Source organism: Xanthobacter dioxanivorans (genome assembly GCF_016807805.1).
Taxonomy (GTDB): domain Bacteria; phylum Pseudomonadota; class Alphaproteobacteria; order Rhizobiales; family Xanthobacteraceae; genus Xanthobacter; species Xanthobacter dioxanivorans.
Genome location: NZ_CP063362.1, coordinates 3571404 through 3589843 on the forward strand (window position 1 = coordinate 3571404; position 18440 = coordinate 3589843).

The 18440-nt window shown below is 69.8% G+C and carries 13 protein-coding genes; 7 read left to right on the top strand and 6 right to left on the bottom strand.

Annotated features, from left to right (window positions below; translation table 11 throughout):
• Positions 1-203 precede the first annotated feature (203 nt).
• The 4 genes from EZH22_RS16615 (at position 204) to EZH22_RS16630 (ending at position 4570) form a co-directional block, all read left to right on the top strand.
• Positions 204-1451, top strand: a complete 1248-nt coding sequence (locus EZH22_RS16615) for an Hsp70 family protein (RefSeq protein WP_203191651.1) — start codon at positions 204-206, stop codon at positions 1449-1451.
• 201 nt (positions 1452-1652) lie between these two features.
• Positions 1653-2708 (top strand): ABC transporter substrate-binding protein, encoded by a 1056-nt coding sequence (locus EZH22_RS16620; RefSeq protein WP_203191652.1) that lies wholly within the window; start codon positions 1653-1655, stop codon positions 2706-2708.
• Positions 2709-2806: 98 nt separating this feature from the next.
• Positions 2807-3664, top strand: a complete 858-nt coding sequence (locus tag EZH22_RS16625) for an ABC transporter ATP-binding protein (RefSeq protein WP_203191653.1) — start codon at positions 2807-2809, stop codon at positions 3662-3664.
• Between the two features lie 18 nt (positions 3665-3682).
• A complete protein-coding gene (locus EZH22_RS16630) occupies positions 3683-4570 on the top strand; it encodes an ABC transporter permease (protein WP_408647608.1) in 888 nt (295 codons plus the stop codon).
• 51 nt (positions 4571-4621) lie between these two features.
• Here EZH22_RS16630 and EZH22_RS16635 read toward each other — a convergent pair whose 3' ends face one another.
• The 6 genes from EZH22_RS16635 to EZH22_RS16660 form a co-directional block, all read right to left on the bottom strand.
• Positions 4622-6031: a sensor histidine kinase gene (locus tag EZH22_RS16635; RefSeq protein ID WP_203191654.1), complete on the bottom strand. Its 1410-nt coding sequence runs from the start codon at positions 6029-6031 to the stop codon at positions 4622-4624.
• On the bottom strand, positions 6021-6689 hold the full coding sequence (locus tag EZH22_RS16640; protein WP_203191655.1) for a response regulator: 669 nt from the start codon (positions 6687-6689) through the stop codon (positions 6021-6023). The genes EZH22_RS16635 and EZH22_RS16640 overlap by 11 nt, the downstream gene beginning before the upstream one ends.
• A gap of 87 nt (positions 6690-6776) precedes the next feature.
• Positions 6777-8327, bottom strand: coding sequence for a multicopper oxidase family protein (locus tag EZH22_RS16645; protein WP_203191656.1), 1551 nt, complete (start codon positions 8325-8327; stop codon positions 6777-6779).
• A 193-nt stretch (positions 8328-8520) separates the two neighbouring features.
• Positions 8521-9879: an ATP-binding protein gene (locus EZH22_RS16650; RefSeq protein WP_203191657.1), complete on the bottom strand. Its 1359-nt coding sequence runs from the start codon at positions 9877-9879 to the stop codon at positions 8521-8523.
• Positions 9876-10589: a response regulator gene (locus EZH22_RS16655; RefSeq protein ID WP_203191658.1), complete on the bottom strand. Its 714-nt coding sequence runs from the start codon at positions 10587-10589 to the stop codon at positions 9876-9878. The genes EZH22_RS16650 and EZH22_RS16655 overlap by 4 nt, the downstream gene beginning before the upstream one ends.
• A 314-nt stretch (positions 10590-10903) precedes the next feature.
• Entirely contained in the window at positions 10904-15739 is a 4836-nt protein-coding gene (locus EZH22_RS16660) for an NAD-glutamate dehydrogenase (protein WP_203191659.1), read from the bottom strand.
• A gap of 301 nt (positions 15740-16040) precedes the next feature.
• Between EZH22_RS16660 and EZH22_RS16665 the strand changes: the two genes are divergently transcribed.
• The 3 genes from EZH22_RS16665 to EZH22_RS16675 all read left to right on the top strand — a co-directional run bounded on the left by EZH22_RS16665 (position 16041) and on the right by EZH22_RS16675 (position 18390).
• Entirely contained in the window at positions 16041-16652 is a 612-nt protein-coding gene (locus tag EZH22_RS16665) for a peroxidase-related enzyme (RefSeq protein ID WP_203196588.1), read from the top strand.
• 249 nt (positions 16653-16901) lie between these two features.
• Complete coding sequence (locus EZH22_RS16670; protein WP_203191660.1) at positions 16902-17672, top strand: ABC transporter ATP-binding protein; 771 nt, start codon at positions 16902-16904, stop codon at positions 17670-17672.
• 1 nt (position 17673) lies between these two features.
• Positions 17674-18390: an ABC transporter ATP-binding protein gene (locus tag EZH22_RS16675; RefSeq protein WP_203191661.1), complete on the top strand. Its 717-nt coding sequence runs from the start codon at positions 17674-17676 to the stop codon at positions 18388-18390.
• The last annotated feature ends 50 nt before the right edge of the window (positions 18391-18440 follow it).

Below are 18440 nucleotides of genomic sequence, written 5' to 3' on the forward strand. Positions count from 1 at the left end.
CGGGGATGATCCCGATTCCACACGGCAGCGCTTGACGATAGCCGCATCCACCCGGCCCGTCGATGACTACAAGCGCCGCGTGCCGCATTGCCGCATTGCGGCATGAGCGACCCCGGGGGGCGAGCCGGCGTGCCTGGCATGCGCCGACGGCGGCTTGAATTGGCCGCGGAAGTCGATCAAGAAGCCCCGCTTTGGAGAATCGGATGAGCGCCTGCGGACTGGACTTCGGCACCTCGAACACGACTCTCGGCGTGTCGCGCGGGGACGTGCCGGCCCTGTGCGATCTCGAGGGCCACCACAAGACTGTGCCGAGCGCCATCTTCTTCGGCACCGACGGGTCGAGCCGTATCGGCCGCGCTGCCATCGAGGCCTATGTGGAGGGGGTCGACGGGCGCCTGATGCGCGGCCTCAAGTCCGTGCTCGGCAGCGCGCTGATCGACGAGGCGACGCCGATCGGCCGGCAGCGGGCGCCGTTCCGCGCGGTGATCGCGCGCTTCATCGCCGAGGTGAAGGCCCGCGCGGAGGCGGAGGCCGGCCGCGCCCTGACCGCGGTGGTGCACGGACGCCCCGTGCATTTCGTCGACGGCGATGCCGAGGGCGACCGCAAGGCGGAGGCCACGCTGCGCCAGATCGCCCACGAGGTGGGCTTCAGGGACGTGCTGTTCCAGTACGAGCCCATCGCCGCCGCCCTCGACTACGAGCAGCACATCTCCAGCGAGGAACTCGCCATCATCGCCGACATCGGCGGCGGCACGTCCGACTTCTCGATCGTCCGCATCAGCCCCGATCGCCGCAGGGCGGTGGAGCGGGCGGGCGATATCCTCGCCAATGACGGCGTGCGCATCGGCGGCACCGACTTCGATCGGGTGCTGAGCCTGCGCTCGCTCATGCCGCTGCTCGGCTTCCGCTCGGCGATGAAGCGCGACAATCTCGAGGTGCCCTCGGCCTATTTCCACGATCTCGCCAGCTGGCATTCCATCAACCGGGTCTACGAGCCCAAGGTGTTGCGCGAGATCCGCCAGGTGCGGCGCGACGCCATCGAGCCCGATCGCCTCGACCGGCTTGTGCAGGTGATCGAGGAGCGGCGCGGCCATGCCCTGGCCGGCGCGGTGGAGGCGGCGAAGATCGATCTTGCCGACGCGCCCGCCGCCCGCATCCCCCTCGGCTGGATGGAGGACGGCTTCGGGGTCTCCCTCACCCGGGAGGATCTCGCCGGCAACACCGCGGAGCTCGCCGCCCGCATCGGCGCGCGCATGGACAAGATCCTGAAAGCCGCCGGCCTCGCCGCCGGGCAGATCGACGCCCTCTTCCTCACCGGCGGCTCCACGCGCCTCGCCCATGTGCGCCGCGCCATCACGAGGGCCCTGCCGGATGCGAAGGTGGTGGACGGCGACACGTTCGGCTCGGTGGGCATCGGGCTCACCATCGAGGCCGCCCGCCGCTTCGGCTGACACGGGTGCCGTCGGCGCGGCGAAAAATTCAAAACGATGGATCGTGGCCTCGCAATGAAAGCCGGCTGAAAGCTTGGGGCGCCTATGAAGGGTGGAATGGCCGGGTCGGAAACCTCCACGGCCGCACCACCAAGAATGCCCCAAGGCATCGCCGCTACGAGGAAACGAGCGCGCACAGCGCCCTTCAAGGAAGGTCATGCCATGAAATTCCCCCTCTCCCGCAAGGCGGGACAGCGCCCGAACCTGCGCCTATGCGCGTTCGCCGGCTCGCTTGCCGTCGCCGCCGGCCTTCTGGTGTCTGGAAGCGCGTTCGCGGAAAAGCTCACCATCATCGTCGGCGGCATGGAGAAGCAGATCTACCTGCCGGCCGTGCTCACCCGCGAGCTCGGCTACTTCAAGGACGAGGGGCTCGACATCGAGCTCATCAACACCCGCGCCGGCGTGGAGGCGGAGAACGAGCTGCTCGCCGGGGCCGTGCAGGGCGTTGTCGGCTTCTATGATCACACCATCGACCTGCAGGCCAAGGGCAAGTTCATCACCTCCGTGGTGCAGTTCAGCCAGGCGCCCGGCGAGGTGCAGATGGTCGCCACCAAATATGCCGACCAGATCAAGTCGCCGGCCGACTTCAAGGGCCATACCTTGGGTGTGACGGGCCTCGGCTCGTCCACCGACTTCCTCACCCGCTATCTCGCGGCGCGGGCCGGCCTCAAGCCCGGCGACTTCTCGCTGCTGCCGGTGGGCGCCGGCAATACCTTCATCGCCGCCATGAAGCAGGACCAGATCCAGTCCGGCATGACCACCGAGCCCACCATCGGGCAATTGGTGAAGACCGGCGTCGCGAAGATCCTGGTGGACATGCGCACCCCGGGCAAGACCCTGGAAGCGCTCGGCGGACCTTATCCCGCTGCCTCCTTCTACGTGCAGAACGCTTGGCTCGACGGCCACAAGGACGAGGCGCAGAAGCTCGCCAACGCCTTTGTGCGCACCATGCGCTTCATCGCCAGCCACTCGGCCGCCGAGATCGCCGAGAAGATGCCGAAGGATTACTATGTCGGCGACAAGGACCTCTACATCCAGGGTCTCGCCGAGGGCAAAGCCCAGTTCACCCCGGACGGCCGCATGCCGAAGGATGGCCCCGAGACGGTGCTGAAGGTGCTCTCCGCCTTTTCGAAGAATGTGCAGGGCAAGCAGATCGACCTGTCGAAGACCTACACCACCGTGTTCGTCGACAATTCGGCCAAGACGCTGGGGAATTGACGCTCAGCGCCCCCGCCACGGCCTGACCCGCCGCGGCCCTTTTCAACATCTGCGAACAGCAGGTCGCCGCGCCCCGCGCTGGCGACGGGAGGAAACGCATGTCTCTTCAATCCATTGCGGCCGCGCGCCCGCCGCTGATGCCCGCCGCCGCTCTGGCGCCGGCCATCGAGCTCGACAACGTCACCCGCCGCTTCCTGACCCCGGACGGCAAGTCCATGACGGCGCTGCGCGATTTCACCATGACGGTGGATCGCGGCGAGTTCGCCTGCGTGGTCGGACCCACCGGCTGCGGCAAGTCCACCATCCTCAACCTGGTCACCGGCCTCGCCCGTCCGAGCGCCGGCGAGGTGCGGGTCATGGGCGAGCCGGTCTCCGGCATCCACAAGGACGTGGGCTTCGTGTTCCAGGCGGATGCGCTCTTCCCCTGGCGCTCGGTGCTCGACAACGTGGCGGCCGGCCCCCTCTATCGCGGCCTGCCCAGGGCCCAGGCCTATGAAAAGGCGCGCGACTGGATCGCCCGCGTGGGCCTCGCCCGCTTCGAGAGCCACTACCCGCACCAGCTGTCCGGCGGCATGCGCAAGCGCGTGGCGCTGGCCCAGACCTTCATCAACGAGCCGAAGATCCTGCTCATGGACGAGCCGTTCTCGGCCCTCGACGTGCAGACCCGCACCAACATGCAGGACGAGCTGCTGGACCTGTGGTCCGGCTCCGGCGCCTCGGTGGTGTTCGTCACCCATGATCTGGAAGAGGCGGTGGCGCTCGCCGACAAGGTCTATGTGCTCACCGCCGGCCCGGCCACGGTGAAGAGCGTCTACCACATCGACCTGCCGCGCCCGCGGGTGATGGCGGAGATCCGCTACGACACCGCCTTCGTCGAGAAGTGCCGCACCATCTGGGACGACCTGCGCGAGGAAGTGCAGATCGGCCAGCAGCGCACCCTCGACACCGGCCACTGACACACAGGGAGGACAAACATGACCATGCAGGCAGAAGCCCCGTCCGCCCGGTTCCAGGCGACCCCGCGCGCCGTGCCGACCGAAGCCGAGATCGAGGCCAAGGCCCGCGCCCGGCTCAAGGCCCGCCGCGCCCTCGTCATCACCCTGCGCATCGCCATCCTCGTCGGCGTGCTCGGCATCTGGGAGCTGGGGGCGCAGACCGGCTTCATCGACCCCTTCTTCTTCGCCAGCCCCTCCGGCATCGCCGAGCAGATCTGGGTGTGGATGACCGAGGGCACCTCGCAAGGCTCGCTCTGGGTGCAGATCCTGGTCACCCTGGAGGAGACCGTGCTCGGCTTCTTCATCGGCGCGGCCGGCGGCATCGTCTGCGGCATCGTGCTCGGTCGCAACAAGCTGCTGGCGGATGTGTTCTCCATCTACATCAAGGTGGCGAACTCCATCCCCCGCGTGGTGCTGGGCTCCATCTTCATCATCGCGCTGGGCCTCGGCATGGCGTCCAAGGTGGCACTCGCGGTGGTGATGGTGTTCTTCGTGGTGTTCGCCAACGCCTTCCAGGGCGTGCGCGAGGCGGACCGCGCCATGATCGCCAATGCGCAGATCCTCGGTGCCTCGCCCTTCCAGATCACCACCAGCGTCATCATCCCCTCGGCCATGAGCTGGATCCTCGCCTCGCTGCACGTCTCCTTCGGCTTCGCTTTGGTGGGCGCGGTGGTGGGCGAGTTCCTCGGCGCCAAGCAGGGTGTCGGCCTGCTCATCGCCACGGCGCAGGGCGCCTTCAACGCCAATGGCGTGTTCGCGGCCATGATCATCCTTGCGGTGCTGGCGCTGGCGATGGAGTTCCTCATCACGCTGGTGGAAAACCGGCTCGTGAAGTGGCGGCCGGTGCCCTACAGCGAACAGAACTGAGCCTCCTCCCGGCTCGCGCGCGGGGGTGACTGCTGGCCTCGGAGCGGGTCCTCAGGCCCCGCGCGCACTTTCTACCGGCTTGCCGGCGGCGGATGTCGCCGGCAAGCGCATTTCCACCCGCAGCCCGCCGCTGGACGCGGTGACCAGCGCGAGCGTGCCGCCGGCCCCGTCCACCACCTCGCGCACGATGGACAGGCCGATGCCGGAGCCTTCGCCCGGCGTTCCCGGCATGCGGTAGAAGCGCTCGAACACCTTGTCCCGTTCCTGAGGGGCGATGCCGGGCCCGGAATCCTCCACCGCCAGCACCGCCCAATCCGCGTCCCGCCGCACCGCCACGGTGACCGTGCCGCCCGTCGGCGTGTAGCGCAGGGCATTGTCCACCAGGTTGACGATGGCCTCGCGCACCATGGCGCCATCGCCGCTTGTGGCGACCGGCTCGTCCGCCTCGAGCCCCAGGTCGATGCCGCGCTGGACCGCGAGATCCGCGAGCCCCTCCAGCACCAGCCGCGCCGAGGCGGACAGGTCGATATCCTCGGCGCGCGGGCGGCGGCTGCCGGGCTCCGAGCGGGACAGGGTAAGGAGCTGGCTCGCGAGCCGGGCCAGGCGATGGGTGCTCTGCTGGACCGCGGCGAGGGCCTCCTCCCGCTCGCCGGCATCGGTGGTGCGCCGGGCATAGGTCACCTGGGTGCCCAGCAGCGCCAGCGGCGTGCGCAACTGGTGGGCGGCATTGGCCACGAAGCGGCGCTGCGCCGCCATCTGCCCGGCGACGCGGGCCATGTAGGTGTTGAGGGCGACGACGAGGGGGCGCAGCTCGCTCTGCACCGCCTGGTCGGGCAAGGGCGTGAGGTCGTCGCGGCCCTTCTCCATCACCGCATCACGCAGGCGCAGCAGCGGGGCAAGGCCCTGGCGCAGTCCCACCAGCACCAGGAGGCCCGCCGCGGCGAGCAGCACCAATTGCTGGCTGAAGCTGCCGATCCACAATTCGCGGACCATGGCCGCATGTCCCGCCAGCGTCACTCCCACCACCACCGTCACCCGCTCGCCGTCGGGGGCGCCGACCACGGGGTAATGTAGCGCCACGAGCCGCAGTTCCTGGTCGCGATAGGTCCCGGAAAAGGGCAGCGGCACGCCTTCCTTGGGAGTGCCGCGCGGCAATGGCAGGTCCGGATAGCCGGTGAGCAGGCGTCCCCTCGCACCGTCCACCCGGTAATAGACCCGGTCGCGATGGCCGGTGTCGAACATCTCCAGCGCCACCGGCGGGATGGTGGCGTCCACCACGCCGCGATCGAGGCGCACATCTTCGGCGATGGCGCGGGCGGAGGCGTCGAGGGTGCGGTCGGTGACGAGGTCGGCGGTGGCGCGCGCCGCGCGCCAGCTCGTCCACACGTTCACCGCCACGAGGCCGGCGAGCGGCAGGAGGAGCCAGCACAGGAGCTGGAGGCGCAGGCTGTCAATGCGCATGCTGGAGCAGGTAGCCGAGGCCGCGCAAGGTCACGATCCGCACGTCGGATCCCTCCAGCTTGCGGCGCACGCGATGGACATAGATCTCGATGGCGCTGGGGTCGGCGAGGTCGTCGAGGCTGAACACGCTTTGCGAGAGCTGGGTCTTGCTCACCGTCTGCCCCGATTTCAGCAGCAGCATTTCCAGCACGGCATGCTCGCGCGGGGTCAGGGCCAGCGGCGCGCCGGCGAGCTGGAACAGCCGGGTGTTGGTGTCGAGGGCCAGCGCTCCGCAGCTGATCACCAGGTCGGGCCGCCGCGCCGAGCGGCGCAGCTGCACGCGGATGCGCGCTTCCAGCTCGGCGATGTCGAACGGCTTGGCGAGATAGTCGTCCGCGCCCTCGTCGAGGCCGGCGACGCGCCCGTCGAGGCTCGCATTGGCGGTGAGGATGATGACCGGCACCGCATCCTGCCGGCGGCGGATGCGGCGCAGGAGCTGCATGCCGCCGATCTTCGGCAGGGCGAGGTCGAGGATGACCAGGTCGTAGGTGGTCACGCTCAGCGCGTGGTCCGCCTCCTCGCCGTCGTGGAAGACATCGACGACGTAATTGTCCCGCCGCAGGATCTTCGCCAGCCACGTGGCCAGATCCAGATTGTCCTCCACCAGAAGAAGGCGCATCCCGTTTTCCGCCCTTTTGCGACCGACACTACAGCACGGGCGCCTGAGGCCGGAAGGGGGCGGGTTTCCGTCTCTTCTGATCTTTCCCTACGTCACCTGAAGCACCGTCATCATGCCGGTGGCCATGTGGTAGAGGTGATGGCAGTGCAGGAACCACTCGCCCTTCTGCCCGGCGTCGAAGGCGATCGTCACCGGCGCGTGCGGCGGCACGATCACTGTGTCGCGGACCGGCCCCGAAACGCGCCGCCCGCCGATGCCCACCACCTGGAAATGGTGCCCGTGCAGGTGCATGGGGTGGGTCATGGCGGTGGGGTTCATGAACGTCATCTCCACCCGCTCGCCCTGGCGCACCACGAAGGGCTGGTGCTCGCCATGGATGCGGCCGTTGATGGTCCAGCGATAGCCGGGCGCCTCGCCGAGCATCACCGCGAAGGTGCGGTCGGGGGTTCTGGCGGCAAGGGGCGAGGTCGCGGACAGGGTGCTCTCGAAGGCGAGGTCGAGGAGGCCCGCCGGCCGGCCCGCCGTCTCGGCGACCCTCGACACGGCGGCGCCGGCGGTGGCGAGGATGATGCCCGTGCGCGGGGCTGCCGCCTCCACCTGAGCCAGCACCGGGAAGGCGCCGCCGCCGGCGGGGATCTCCACCAGGAGGTCGATGCGCTGGCCCTGGGCCAGCGGGAAGGCTGCCGCCGGCGCCGGAGCGCAGGGAGAGCCGTCCACGGCGATGCAGCGCGGCGCGAGCCCCGGCATGGAAATGAAGAAAGCCGTCGCGGTGCCGCCGTTTATGATGCGCAGGCGGACCCGGCCGCCTTTTTCCACCTGCACCACCTCGGGATCGGCGAGAGTGCGATGGTTGGCGAGGAAGGCATCGTAGGCCACGTCGTTGGCATGGACCATGGGCATGCCGCCCATGGCGTGGCCCGACGCCCCCGTCATGCCTCCGCCCATGCCGCCCATCCCGGGCATGGACATGCCCTGATGGCCCATTCCCTGGTCCATCATGGACTGGCCACCCATCCCGGGCATCGGGTGCCCCGCATGCGGGGCCGCCCCGCCCATGGCGTGGGCCCCGTGGCCGCCCCCGTGGGCGTCGGTTCCTCCCAGTTCCGCGAGGATCTCCTCGGGGCTGCGGAAGGCGAAGTCGTGCAGCATCACCACCACATCCTGCACGTCGCCGGCATCCGCCTCGCGTGTGACCAGCGGTGCGGCGAGGAGCTGCTGCTCGGCCAGGGTATGGGAATGCATCCAGTGGGTGCCGGGGGTGAGGAGGAAGTCGACCTGGTCGCTTCCTCCGGACGGCAATTCGCCGCCGCCCGGGCGGGCGCGGTCCTGGTCGGGCGGGGCAAGAACCTGGCCGTGCCAGTGCATCTGGAGGGGAATGCCGGAGGCGTTGAGGAGCGCGCCGGTCAGGCGATCGCCCTGCCGCGCCATCACCCCGCTGCCGGCCGGTCCCTTCACCGCGAACACCTTGGCCGGCTTGCCGTTGACCTCGATGGTCGTGCTTTCCACGGCGAGCAGCGGGGCCGGCTGCGGCCATGCGGCGCGCGGCTGGAGGAGTGCCGCGACTCCGGCACCGGCGCCGAGGGCGAGCACGCGGCGCCGGGTGAGGACGGCCGTCGGCGCGAGGGGCTGGATGTTCATGGCCTTCGTTCCTGAAATCGCACGGGGCTGCGGTCGCCCTGCCGCCGACAATCGGCCGAAGCGGTCGGGGGCCGCTGGAGCGAGGGGGCGCGATCAGATCTTGCGATCTCGACCTTCCACGCTCCCTGGACCTGTCATCGCCTCGATAGCGTGGTTGCCGTCACGCCGCGTGTCGCTTGCGTATCAGTTTGTTTCAGCGGGTCCGGGGCAGGCGTACGGTGACGGTCAGGCCGCCCTGCGGACGGTTGGCGAGGGAGAGGGTGCCGCCATGGGCGCGGATGGCGGCATCCGCGATGGTCAGGCCGAGGCCCACGCCGCCCGTCGCCCGGCTGCGGGAGGCCTCGAGCCGCACGAACGGCTCCAGCACCGCCGCAAGCTGTTCCTCGGGGATGCCCGGCCCGTCGTCGGCCACCGTCAGCACCGCCCATCCGTCCGCCTCGGACAGGGAGAGCCGGGCCGCGCCGCCATAGGCGAGGGCGTTGTCGAGGAGGTTGGAGATGGCCCGCTTCAGGGCCACGAGCCGCCCCGGCACCACCAGGGTCGCCGGTGCCTCGAGGGTGGCGGAGAGGCCGCGGTCGCGGGCATCGTCCACCAGCGTCGTCAGCAGGGGAACGAGGTCGAGGGCGCGCACGGGCTCGGCCTCCGCGTCGCCGCGCAGATAGGAGAGAGTGGCCTCCACCATCTGCTCCATCTCGCCGATGTCCGCTGCCATGGCCGCGCGCAGATCGGGCTCCGGAATCTCCTCCAGGCGAAAGCGCAGCCGCGTCATGGGCGTGCGCAGATCGTGGGAGACGGCGGCGAGCGCCCGGGTGCGGCGGGCGATGAGGTCGGCGATGCGTGCCTGCATGCCATTGAAGGCATGGGCCAGCTCGCGCACCTCGCGCGGCCCGGTCTCCGGCAGCGGCGCGAGGGGCGCATCCGGCGCCGTGCCCGCAACCCGCTTCGCCATGGCCCGCAGCGGCCGCGTCAGCCAGACGGAGATGGCGAGGGACAGCAGCAGCACCCCCGCCGCCATCAGGCTGGTGGACAGCACCGAGCCGTGCCCGCCCGCCGGCGGCGGCGCCGTGGCGAACAGACGCACGTTCAGCCAGCTGCCGTCCGGCAGGCGCAGGCCCACCACCGCGAGGTGCGGATCGGCCCCCGCGCCGACCACCACGTCGGAGGCACCGAGTTCCGGCGCCAGCGTCCTGAGCTCGGCCGCAAGGGCATTGGTGGCAGGGGCTTGGGGGGGCGGCGCATCGGCTGCGCGTCCCGCCTCGGAGGCTGCCGGCGCGCCCGGTCCCCGGGCGGTGATCTGCTCCCGGCTCCAGTGGGCATCGAGGGCGCCGCCGGACAAGTCATGCGCCACGCCCTCGCGCTCGGCCGGCGGCACGAGCGCGAGGGTGCGTTTCATCACCACCAGCTGGTCGGCGAGGCGGGTGGCGTGGACGGCGTGGCGTTCGCTCTCGATGGCGTGCTCGTAGGTCCACAGGCTGGCGAGGTGGACGACAACGATGCCGAGCACCGCCACCACCGCCGTGCGGGCCGCGAGGCTGTCGAGAACGCGGATCACGCGCGCTCCACCTCCGGGGCGAAGAAATAGCCGGTGCCGCGCACGGTCTTCACCATCTCCGGGTCTTCGCGCCGCTCGATCTTGCGACGCAGCCGGCTCACCTGGATGTCGATGGCCCGGTCAAAGCCGGTGGGCGTACGGTTCTTGGCCGCGTCCATGAGATGGTCGCGGGACAGCACCTTCTGTGGATTTTCGAGAAAGGTGAGGAGCAGGTCGTATTCCCCGGTGGACAGATCCACCACCGCGCCCTCCGGATTGGTCAGTTCGCGCCGGCGAGTGTCCAGCGTCCATCCGGAGAAGCGCAGCAGGTGGCCGGCGGCCCGCGGCGTGCCGCCGGCCATGCGCATGCGCCGGAGCACCGCGTGGATGCGGGCGAGCAGCTCGCGCGGGCTGAACGGCTTCACCAGATAGTCGTCGGCGCCGATCTCCAGCCCCACGATGCGGTCGACCTCGCTGTCGCGGGCGGTGAGCATGATGATGGGCACGTGTGAGGTCCTGCGGATCTCCCGGCATAGATCGAGCCCGCTCGCGCCCGGCAGCATCACGTCGAGGATGACGAGGTCCACCGGGCCGGCCTCCAGCGCCTCCCACATCTCGCGGGCGTCCCGGGCGGGGGTGACGCGATGGCCGTTCTCGCGCAGGAAGCGACCGGCGAGGCGGCGGATCTCGGCGTCATCGTCGACGATGAGGATATGGCCTTCGGACGTCACCGTGCGATCCCGCTGGAGGAAACCCGTCTGTACCGGGGCTGAAGAGCATGCGGAAGGGCCCTGCCTGTCAATGGCCGGCGGCGGGGAAGGGGGCCCGTGGCGCCTGCCCTGTCCCGCGCCAGCATCCCCCGGGGACGGCAAACCGTCGCAACGGGTTGCGGCGCGGTCCCGTGCCCAGACGCCCTTCGCCTGTTCAGCCGGCGGAGCGGCTGTCAAGACGGGATTCGACCCCTGGGATGGGGTTGCCGTTCGTCCGCGGCCTGCGACGGCCCTCCCGGTCCCGCTTCGGTGCCGCGACGTGTCCGGGCAACCCCTTATCGCTGCACAAGATCTCCCAGCAGGCTCGCCGCCAGCGTCAGCTTGGACAGGCTGAGGCCGGACTGGGCGATGTCGCGTACGGTGCGGCGCATGCGCTCCACCTCGTCGCGCCGCGCGGCGACGAAGGCGTCGACCGCCGCTTCGCCGGCCACCCCGTTCCCCAGCATCTGCTCGGTGACGCGCCGCAGGAAGGTCTCCAGCTGCGCCAGCGAGCGGTCGAGGGCGAGGCGGTCGTAATAGTCCGGCGCCACGATGGAGCGGGCCTGCACCACGAGGTCGTCGATGCCGAAATAGCGTCCCGCCGCGAAGAAGGTGGTGGCGGCGCTGGGGATCGCCTTGCCCGTGGTCTCGGCGATGAGCGCGATGTCGGAGGCCGCCGCCATGGCCGGCATGAAGGCGAGGCGCCGGGCCAGATCCTCTGGCACGTTCTGCGCCACGAGCTCGGCGATGCGCGCCTCGCGGCCCGCCCGCCAGGCCTGGGGCAGGCTCGCCTCCAGCACCGCCGCCACCGCCGAGATGCCGGTGCGATAACGCTCCACCACGCCGGCGATGCCGTCGGCAAAGGAGACGTTGCCGAGGAACCAGATGGTGCGGCCGATCATCAGGTCCTGCACGCCGCCGTAGAGGCCGAGCTGCACCGCGCCGGGCACGGTGTTGTCCAGGGAGTCGATGGCGGCGTTCAGCTCCGGCAGGTGGTAGCTGTCGCGCACCGCGGCGAAGGCGCGGGCGATGGTGGCCGCGTCCGCCCCGGTCTGGTCGGCGATGCGGGCGAGGCAGGAGGGCCCGCCCTGGTTCACGATGGCGTTGGCGAGGCCGGTGGCGATGATCTCCCGATGCAGCCGGTGGGTCTCGATGGCGTGCGGGTAGCGCTGCTGGATCTCGTGCGGGAAGTAGTTCACCAGCTCGCCGGAAAGATAAGCATCGTCAGGCACATTGGAGGCCACGAGGTCCGCGGAGAGGGTGAGCTTGGCGTAGGCCAGCAGCACCGCCAGCTCCGGCCGGGTGAGGTGCTCGCCGCGGGAGCGGCGGTCGGCGATCTCGGGATCGGAGGGCAGGAACTCCACCGCCCGGTCCAGCTCGCCGCGCGCTTCCAGCATCTGCATCAGCCGCTGCTGGAAGGCGAGGTCGTCCGCCCCCTTCTGCTCGGCGAGGGACAGCGCCAGGGTCTGCAGGTAGTTGTTGCGCAGGACGAGGTGGCCGACCTCGTCCGTCATCACCCTCAGCAGCGCCGCCCGGTCGGGGGTGGAAAGCTCGCCCCTTTCAAGGGGTTGGGCCAAGGCGATCTTAATGTTCACCTCCACGTCCGAGGTGTTCACGCCGGCGGAATTGTCGATGGCATCGGTATTCAGCCGCACCCCCCGCCGGGCCGCCTCGATGCGGCCGCGCTGGGTCATGCCGAGGTTGGCGCCTTCGCCGATGACCTTGGCGCTGAGCTCCAAGGCATTGATTCTTATGGCGTCGTTGGCGCGATCGCCGACCTCGGCGTCGGTCTCGGAGGCGGCCCGCACATAGGTGCCGATGCCGCCGAAGAAGAGAAGATCCACAGGCGCCCTCAGGATGGCGGTGATCAGCTCGGCGGGGGTGGCGTGGGCCTTGGAGAAGCGCAGCAGCGCCTGGATTTCCTCTGACAGATCAAGGCTTTTCGCGCTGCGCGGGAAGACGCCGCCGCCCTTCGAGATGAGCCCCGCATCATAGTCCGCCCAGGATGACCGTGGCAGGTCGAACAGCCGCCGCCGCTCGGCGAAGGAGGTGGCGGGTTCCGGATTTGGGTCGAGGAAGATGTGCCGGTGGTCGAAGGCGGCGACCACCTTCAGCGCCTGCGACAGCAGCATTCCGTTACCGAAGACGTCACCCGACATGTCGCCGACGCCGGCCACCGTCACCGCTGTCGTCTGGATGTCGATGTCCATCTCGCGGAAGTGGCGCTTCACCGCCTCCCAGGCGCCGCGGGCGGTGATGCCCATGGCCTTGTGGTCGTAGCCCACCGACCCGCCCGAGGCGAAGGCATCGTCGAGCCAGAAGCCGTGGCGGGCGGAGATGGCGTTGGCGGTATCGGAGAAGGTGGCGGTCCCCTTGTCCGCGGCCACCACCAGATAGGGGTCGTCGCCGTCGAGGCGCACCGTATCGGCCGGGGGCACCAGGGCGCCGGCCTTCAGGTTGTCGGTGAGGTCGAGGAGGGCGGAGACGAACACCTCGTAGGCGGCGGTGCCCTCGGCGAACACCTGCTCGCGGCTGCCGCCGGGGGGCAGGCGCTTGGGCACGAAGCCGCCCTTGGCGCCCACCGGCACGATCACCGCGTTCTTCACCTGCTGGGCCTTCACCAGGCCGAGAATCTCGGTGCGGAAGTCCTGCGGCCGGTCGGACCACCTGAGGCCGCCGCGCGCCACCTTGCCGAAGCGCAGGTGCAGGCCCTCCACCCTCGGCGAATAGACGAACACCTCGTAGAGCGGGCGGGGCAGGGGCAGGCCCTCCACCCGGGCGCTCTCGAACTTCACCGCGATGGCGTCCTTCGGCCGGCCCTCGTCGTCGCGCTGGAAGTAGGTGGTGCGGATGGCCGCGTCCACGAGGTTCACGAAGCGGCGCAGGATGCGGTCCTCGTCGAGGCTGGACACGGCGGCCAGCGCCTCGTCGATGGCGGCGCGCAGGGGCGCCTCGCGGGCGGCGCGGGCTTCCGCCGAGCGATCCAAGGCGGGGTCGAAGCGGGCCTCGAACAGGGCCACGATGTGGCCGGCCAGCGCCTGGTGGGCGTTCAGGGTCTGCCAGATATAGTCCTGCGAGAAGGGGATGCCCGCCTGCCGCAGGTAGCGGCCCAGGGTGCGCACCAGCGCCGCCTCGCGGAAGGTGAGGCCGGCGTCGAGCACGAGGCCGTTGTAGCCGTCATTCTCCGCCGTGCCGCGCAGCACGGCGTTGAGGCAATCCTCCAGGCGCTCGGCGGAGCCTTCCACCGAGATGGAGCCGCCGTCGGCGCGCTCCAGGGTCATGTCGTGCAGCCAGGAGCGCGCGGCGGCGCCCTCCGGCTCGATGCGGTAGGTGCGCTCGTTGATGGCCTTGAGCCCCATGTTCTCCAGCATGGGCACGCGGGTGGAGAGGGGCAGCGGCGCGTCGAAGGAGAGCAGGCGCAGCGAGATGCGGCGCTCGTCGTCCTCCGGCCGGCGGTAGAAGTCGAGGGCGATGGGCCGGGCGGCGGAGAGACGCTCCAGCCGGTCGATGTCGGCGAGGGCGGTGGTGACGTCGTAGGCCGCCTCGTAGCCCGCGCCGAAGGCGCCGGCGTAGCGCTGGATGAGATCCGCCGCCGCCTCGCCGCCGAGGCCGGGCAGGGCCGAGATGGCGGCGGACAGGCGGTCGCTCCAGGAAAGGATGGCGTCGGCCACCTGCCGCTCCAGGGCGGCGCGGTCCACCTGCGGGATGCGCCCGCCGCTGCGGCCGATGTCGTAATGCACGCGGATCAGCGGCAGGCCGGTGACGAAGTCCTGGTCCACGGAGGAGACCGTGCCGCCGTAGGCCTGGGCGAGGATGGCGCCCACCGTGTCGCGCACCTGGGCATCGAAGCGCTCGCGCGGCAGGAAGGCGAGCACCGAGACGAAGCGGTCGAAGCGGTCGGCGCGCGGCAGCACCTTGAGGCGCGGGCGATCGTAGAGGGAGAGGACCTCGCGGGCGTGGTCGAGCAGCGTGCCGGCGTCGATCTGGAACAGGTCGTCGCGCGGATAGGTCTCCAGCACCGTCTGCAGGGCGCGGGCGGAATGGCTGTCGGGCTCCAGCCCCGCGCCGCGGATGACGGAGGCCGCCTTCAGGCGCAGGAAGGGGATGTCCCGCACCGAGTGGGTGTAGGCGGTGGCGGCGAACAGGCCGATGAGGCGCACCTCGCCCACGAGGCGGCCCTTCTCGTCGTGGGACTTGATGCCCACATAGTCCATCACGTCGCGCCGGTGCACGCGCGAGCGCAGGCTGGCCTTGGTGAAGAGCAGCGGCGAGGGGCCTTCGAGAAAGGCCTTGATCTCCGGGGTGGTCACCACCGGCGCGTCGCCGAGCCTGAGCTCGTGCACGCCGGGATCGCGCAGGATGCCGAGGCCGCTGTTGCGCTCGGCCTCCAGGCCGCCATCGGCGGTGAGCTCGTAATGCCTCAGGCCGAGGAAGATGAAATTGTCCTCGGTGAACCATTCCAGCACGTCCGCCGCCTCTTCCTGGGCGTCGGAGGCATAGGGGCGCTTCTCGCGGCGGTAGCCCTTGGAGAGGCTCCTGATCTCCTTGCGCATGGCGGCGAAGTCCTCGTTCGCCGCCCCCACGTCCGCCAGCGTCCGCGCGAGCATCTGCGCCAGGTGCTCGCGCTCGGCCTCGCCGATGGCGGCCACATGGATGTGGATGAGGCTCTCGCGATTGTCCTCGGAGCGCTCGCCCCGGCTAGTGGGCGCCTCCAGCCCGGTCACCGCCCCGTCGGCGTTTCGCTCCACATGCAGGATGGGATGGGCGGCGAGCTTCAGCTCCAGCCCGCGCTCGGCGAGGACGCCGGCCACCGAATCGAACAGGAAGGCCATGTCGTCATTCACCGCCTCGACCACGGTGACGGCGCCGCTCGCGAGCTGCGGATTGAACACCCGCACGCTCGGGCGGCCGGCGGGACGGCCGGCCACGTGGGACCAGGCCTGCGTCAGCAGCACCGCGAGGCAGGCGGGGGTGAGGGGGGCAAGGTCTTCCGGGGCCACCGCCGCGATGAAGACATCGGCGAAGCCCTCGGGCGGGGCCGACGGCTCGGCGGCCAGCCGGGCCATGAGCTCGGAGCGTCCGGAGCCGCTGTTCCAGTTGTCCGCGCCGGCTTGAAATCCCATGATGTTCATGACCTTTCCCCAGTGAGGTCCGCCGCTGCCGGACGGCGTGCCCCGATGGCGGGCACGGGAGACGTTCTGGCGCAGTGCGGCGACGCAAGAATGACGAGGCGACGCTATGGCATCGAAGGTGAAGGTTGGGGTGGGCGCGGAAAAGGGCAAAAGCAGGACTGCTGCAAATAAAGGCGCGCCTCAGAAAGAGGCGGTGGTGACCGCGAAGGCGAAGCCGGCCGCGGGGCCCGCCGCCGCGAAGGCGCGGACGCCGGCGAAAGCCGCCCCGCGGGCGAAGGCGAAGGCGGCTGCCCCGGTCTCGGTGGTGCCTGCCGCCGCCGCGCCGGCCCGGCTGCGCGACGACGCGCCGGCCATCGCCCTTGCCCTGCCGCCCGCCGAGCTTGATCCGGCGAACCGCGCCTATTTCGACAAGTGCATGGAGAAGCTCGGCTTCATTCCCAATGTGCTGCAGGCCTATGGGTTCGATGTTCCGAAGCTCTCGGCCTTCGCCGCCATGTATAACGACCTCATGCTGGCGCCCTCCGGCCTCTCGAAGCTGGAGCGGGAGATGATCGCGGTGGCGGTGTCCAGCGTGAACCGCTGCTATTACTGCCTCACCGCCCATGGCGCGGCGGTGCGCCAATTGTCCGGCGATCCCATCCTCGGCGAGCAGATGGTGATGAACTATCGCGCCGCCCGGCTCGATCCGCGCCAGCGCGCCATGCTCGACTTCGCGGTGAAGCTCACCGAGCGGCCGCACGAGGTGGAGGAAGAGGACCGCGCGGGCCTGCGCCGCGTCGGCCTGAGCGAGCGGGACATCTGGGACGTGGCGGCGGTGACCGCCTTCTTCAACATGTCGAACCGCATCGCCTCGGCCACCGACATGCGGCCCAACGAGGCCTACCACGCCCAGGCCCGCACTTTGCGGGCATAATCCGCCGCATTTCAACCTGCGGACGAAGTGCACCGCACGCTTGTGTAAAGGGCTGTGGCTCGCCGTACGGTAACGTAAGATGGCCCTAGACATGCCGCGTCCGGGCAGTCTATTGACGCGGTCACGGCGCGGCATGCTACCTTGCGCCGCAAGATCAAGCGCATCGCTCAAGATGCCCGATCCGAGGAATGTGGCCGGCGCTCACCTGGAGCGCGTCAGGGCCGGGAACAGCGAGGGCGCCCTACGATCATGGACACTGTCTCAGACGTGCCCTACATCGTTGAAGCATCAGGTCTTACGAAGGAATTCAAAGGATTTGCTGCGGTCAAGAATGTTGACCTCAAGATCCGGCGACACACCATTCACGCCCTGATCGGGCCGAATGGCGCGGGCAAGACCACCTGCTTCAATCTGATCACCAAGTTTCTTGAGCCCACGCGCGGCACCATCCGCCTGAACGGGCGGGACATCACGCGCACGCCGCCGGCCGACGTCGCCCGGCTCGGCATGGTGCGCTCGTTCCAGATCTCCGCCACGTTCGGCCACCTCTCGGTGCTGGAGAACGTGCGCATCGCGCTGCAGCGGCCGATCGGCAACTCATTCCACTTCTGGAAGTCGGAGAAGAGCCTCGACGCGCTGAACGACCGGGCCATGGCGCTCATCGCCGACGTGGACCTGACGCAGTATGCGCGGCACCTGGCCGTCGAGCTGCCGTACGGGCGCAAGCGGGCGCTGGAGATCGCCACCACGCTGGCGCTGGAGCCGGAGATGCTGCTCCTGGACGAGCCCACCTCCGGCATGGGCCGCGAGGACATCGCCCGCACGGCGGACCTCATCCGCCGGGTGTCGGCGGGCCGCACCGTGCTCATGGTGGAGCACAATCTTTCGGTGGTGTCGGACCTGTCCGACCGGATCACCGTCCTCGCCCGCGGCGAGATCCTCACCGAGGGACCCTATTCCGAGGTGTCGAAGAACCCGCAGGTGATCGAGGCCTACATGGGCACCGGTGGAGCACATTAGAATGGCACCCGCGAACGGAGCCCCCCTCCTGTCGGTCAAGGACCTGCACGGCCACTATGGCGAGAGCCACGTGCTGCACGGCATGACCTTCGACGTGCATCCCGGCGAGGTAGTGACCCTGCTCGGCCGCAACGGCGCCGGCAAGACCACCACCATGCGCGCCATCATGGGCCTCCTGCGCAAGCGCGCCGGCTCGATCCGCTACGAGGGGACCGAGACGGTCGGGCTCCAGCCCAACAAGATCGCCCGCCTCGGCATCGCCATCTGCCCCGAGGAACGCGGCATCTTCGCCTCGCTCTCGGTGCGCGAGAACCTGCTGCTGCCCCCCGTGGTGCTGCCGGGCGGGCTCTCCGTGGACGAGATCCACGAGCTGTTCCCGCGCCTGGAAGAGCGGCGCAACAGCCAGGGCACCAAGCTGTCCGGCGGCGAGCAGCAGATGCTGGCCATCGCCCGCATCCTGCGCACCGGCGCCAAGCTGCTGCTGCTGGACGAGCCCACGGAAGGGCTCGCCCCGGTGATCGTGCAGCATATTGGCGAGATCATCAGGACCCTCAAGAAGAAGGGGTTCACGGTTCTGCTGGTGGAGCAGAACTTCCACTTCGCCTCGACCGTCGCCGACCGCCACTACGTGGTCGAGCACGGACGCGTGGTGGACATGGTGCCCAACGACAAGATCGCGGAAAACGCGGCGCGTCTCGAAGCGTTCCTCGGCGTCTGAAGCCGGGTTCCTGACAGAGAGAAGCCGGCCTCGAAGCCGGCGGGAGGAGA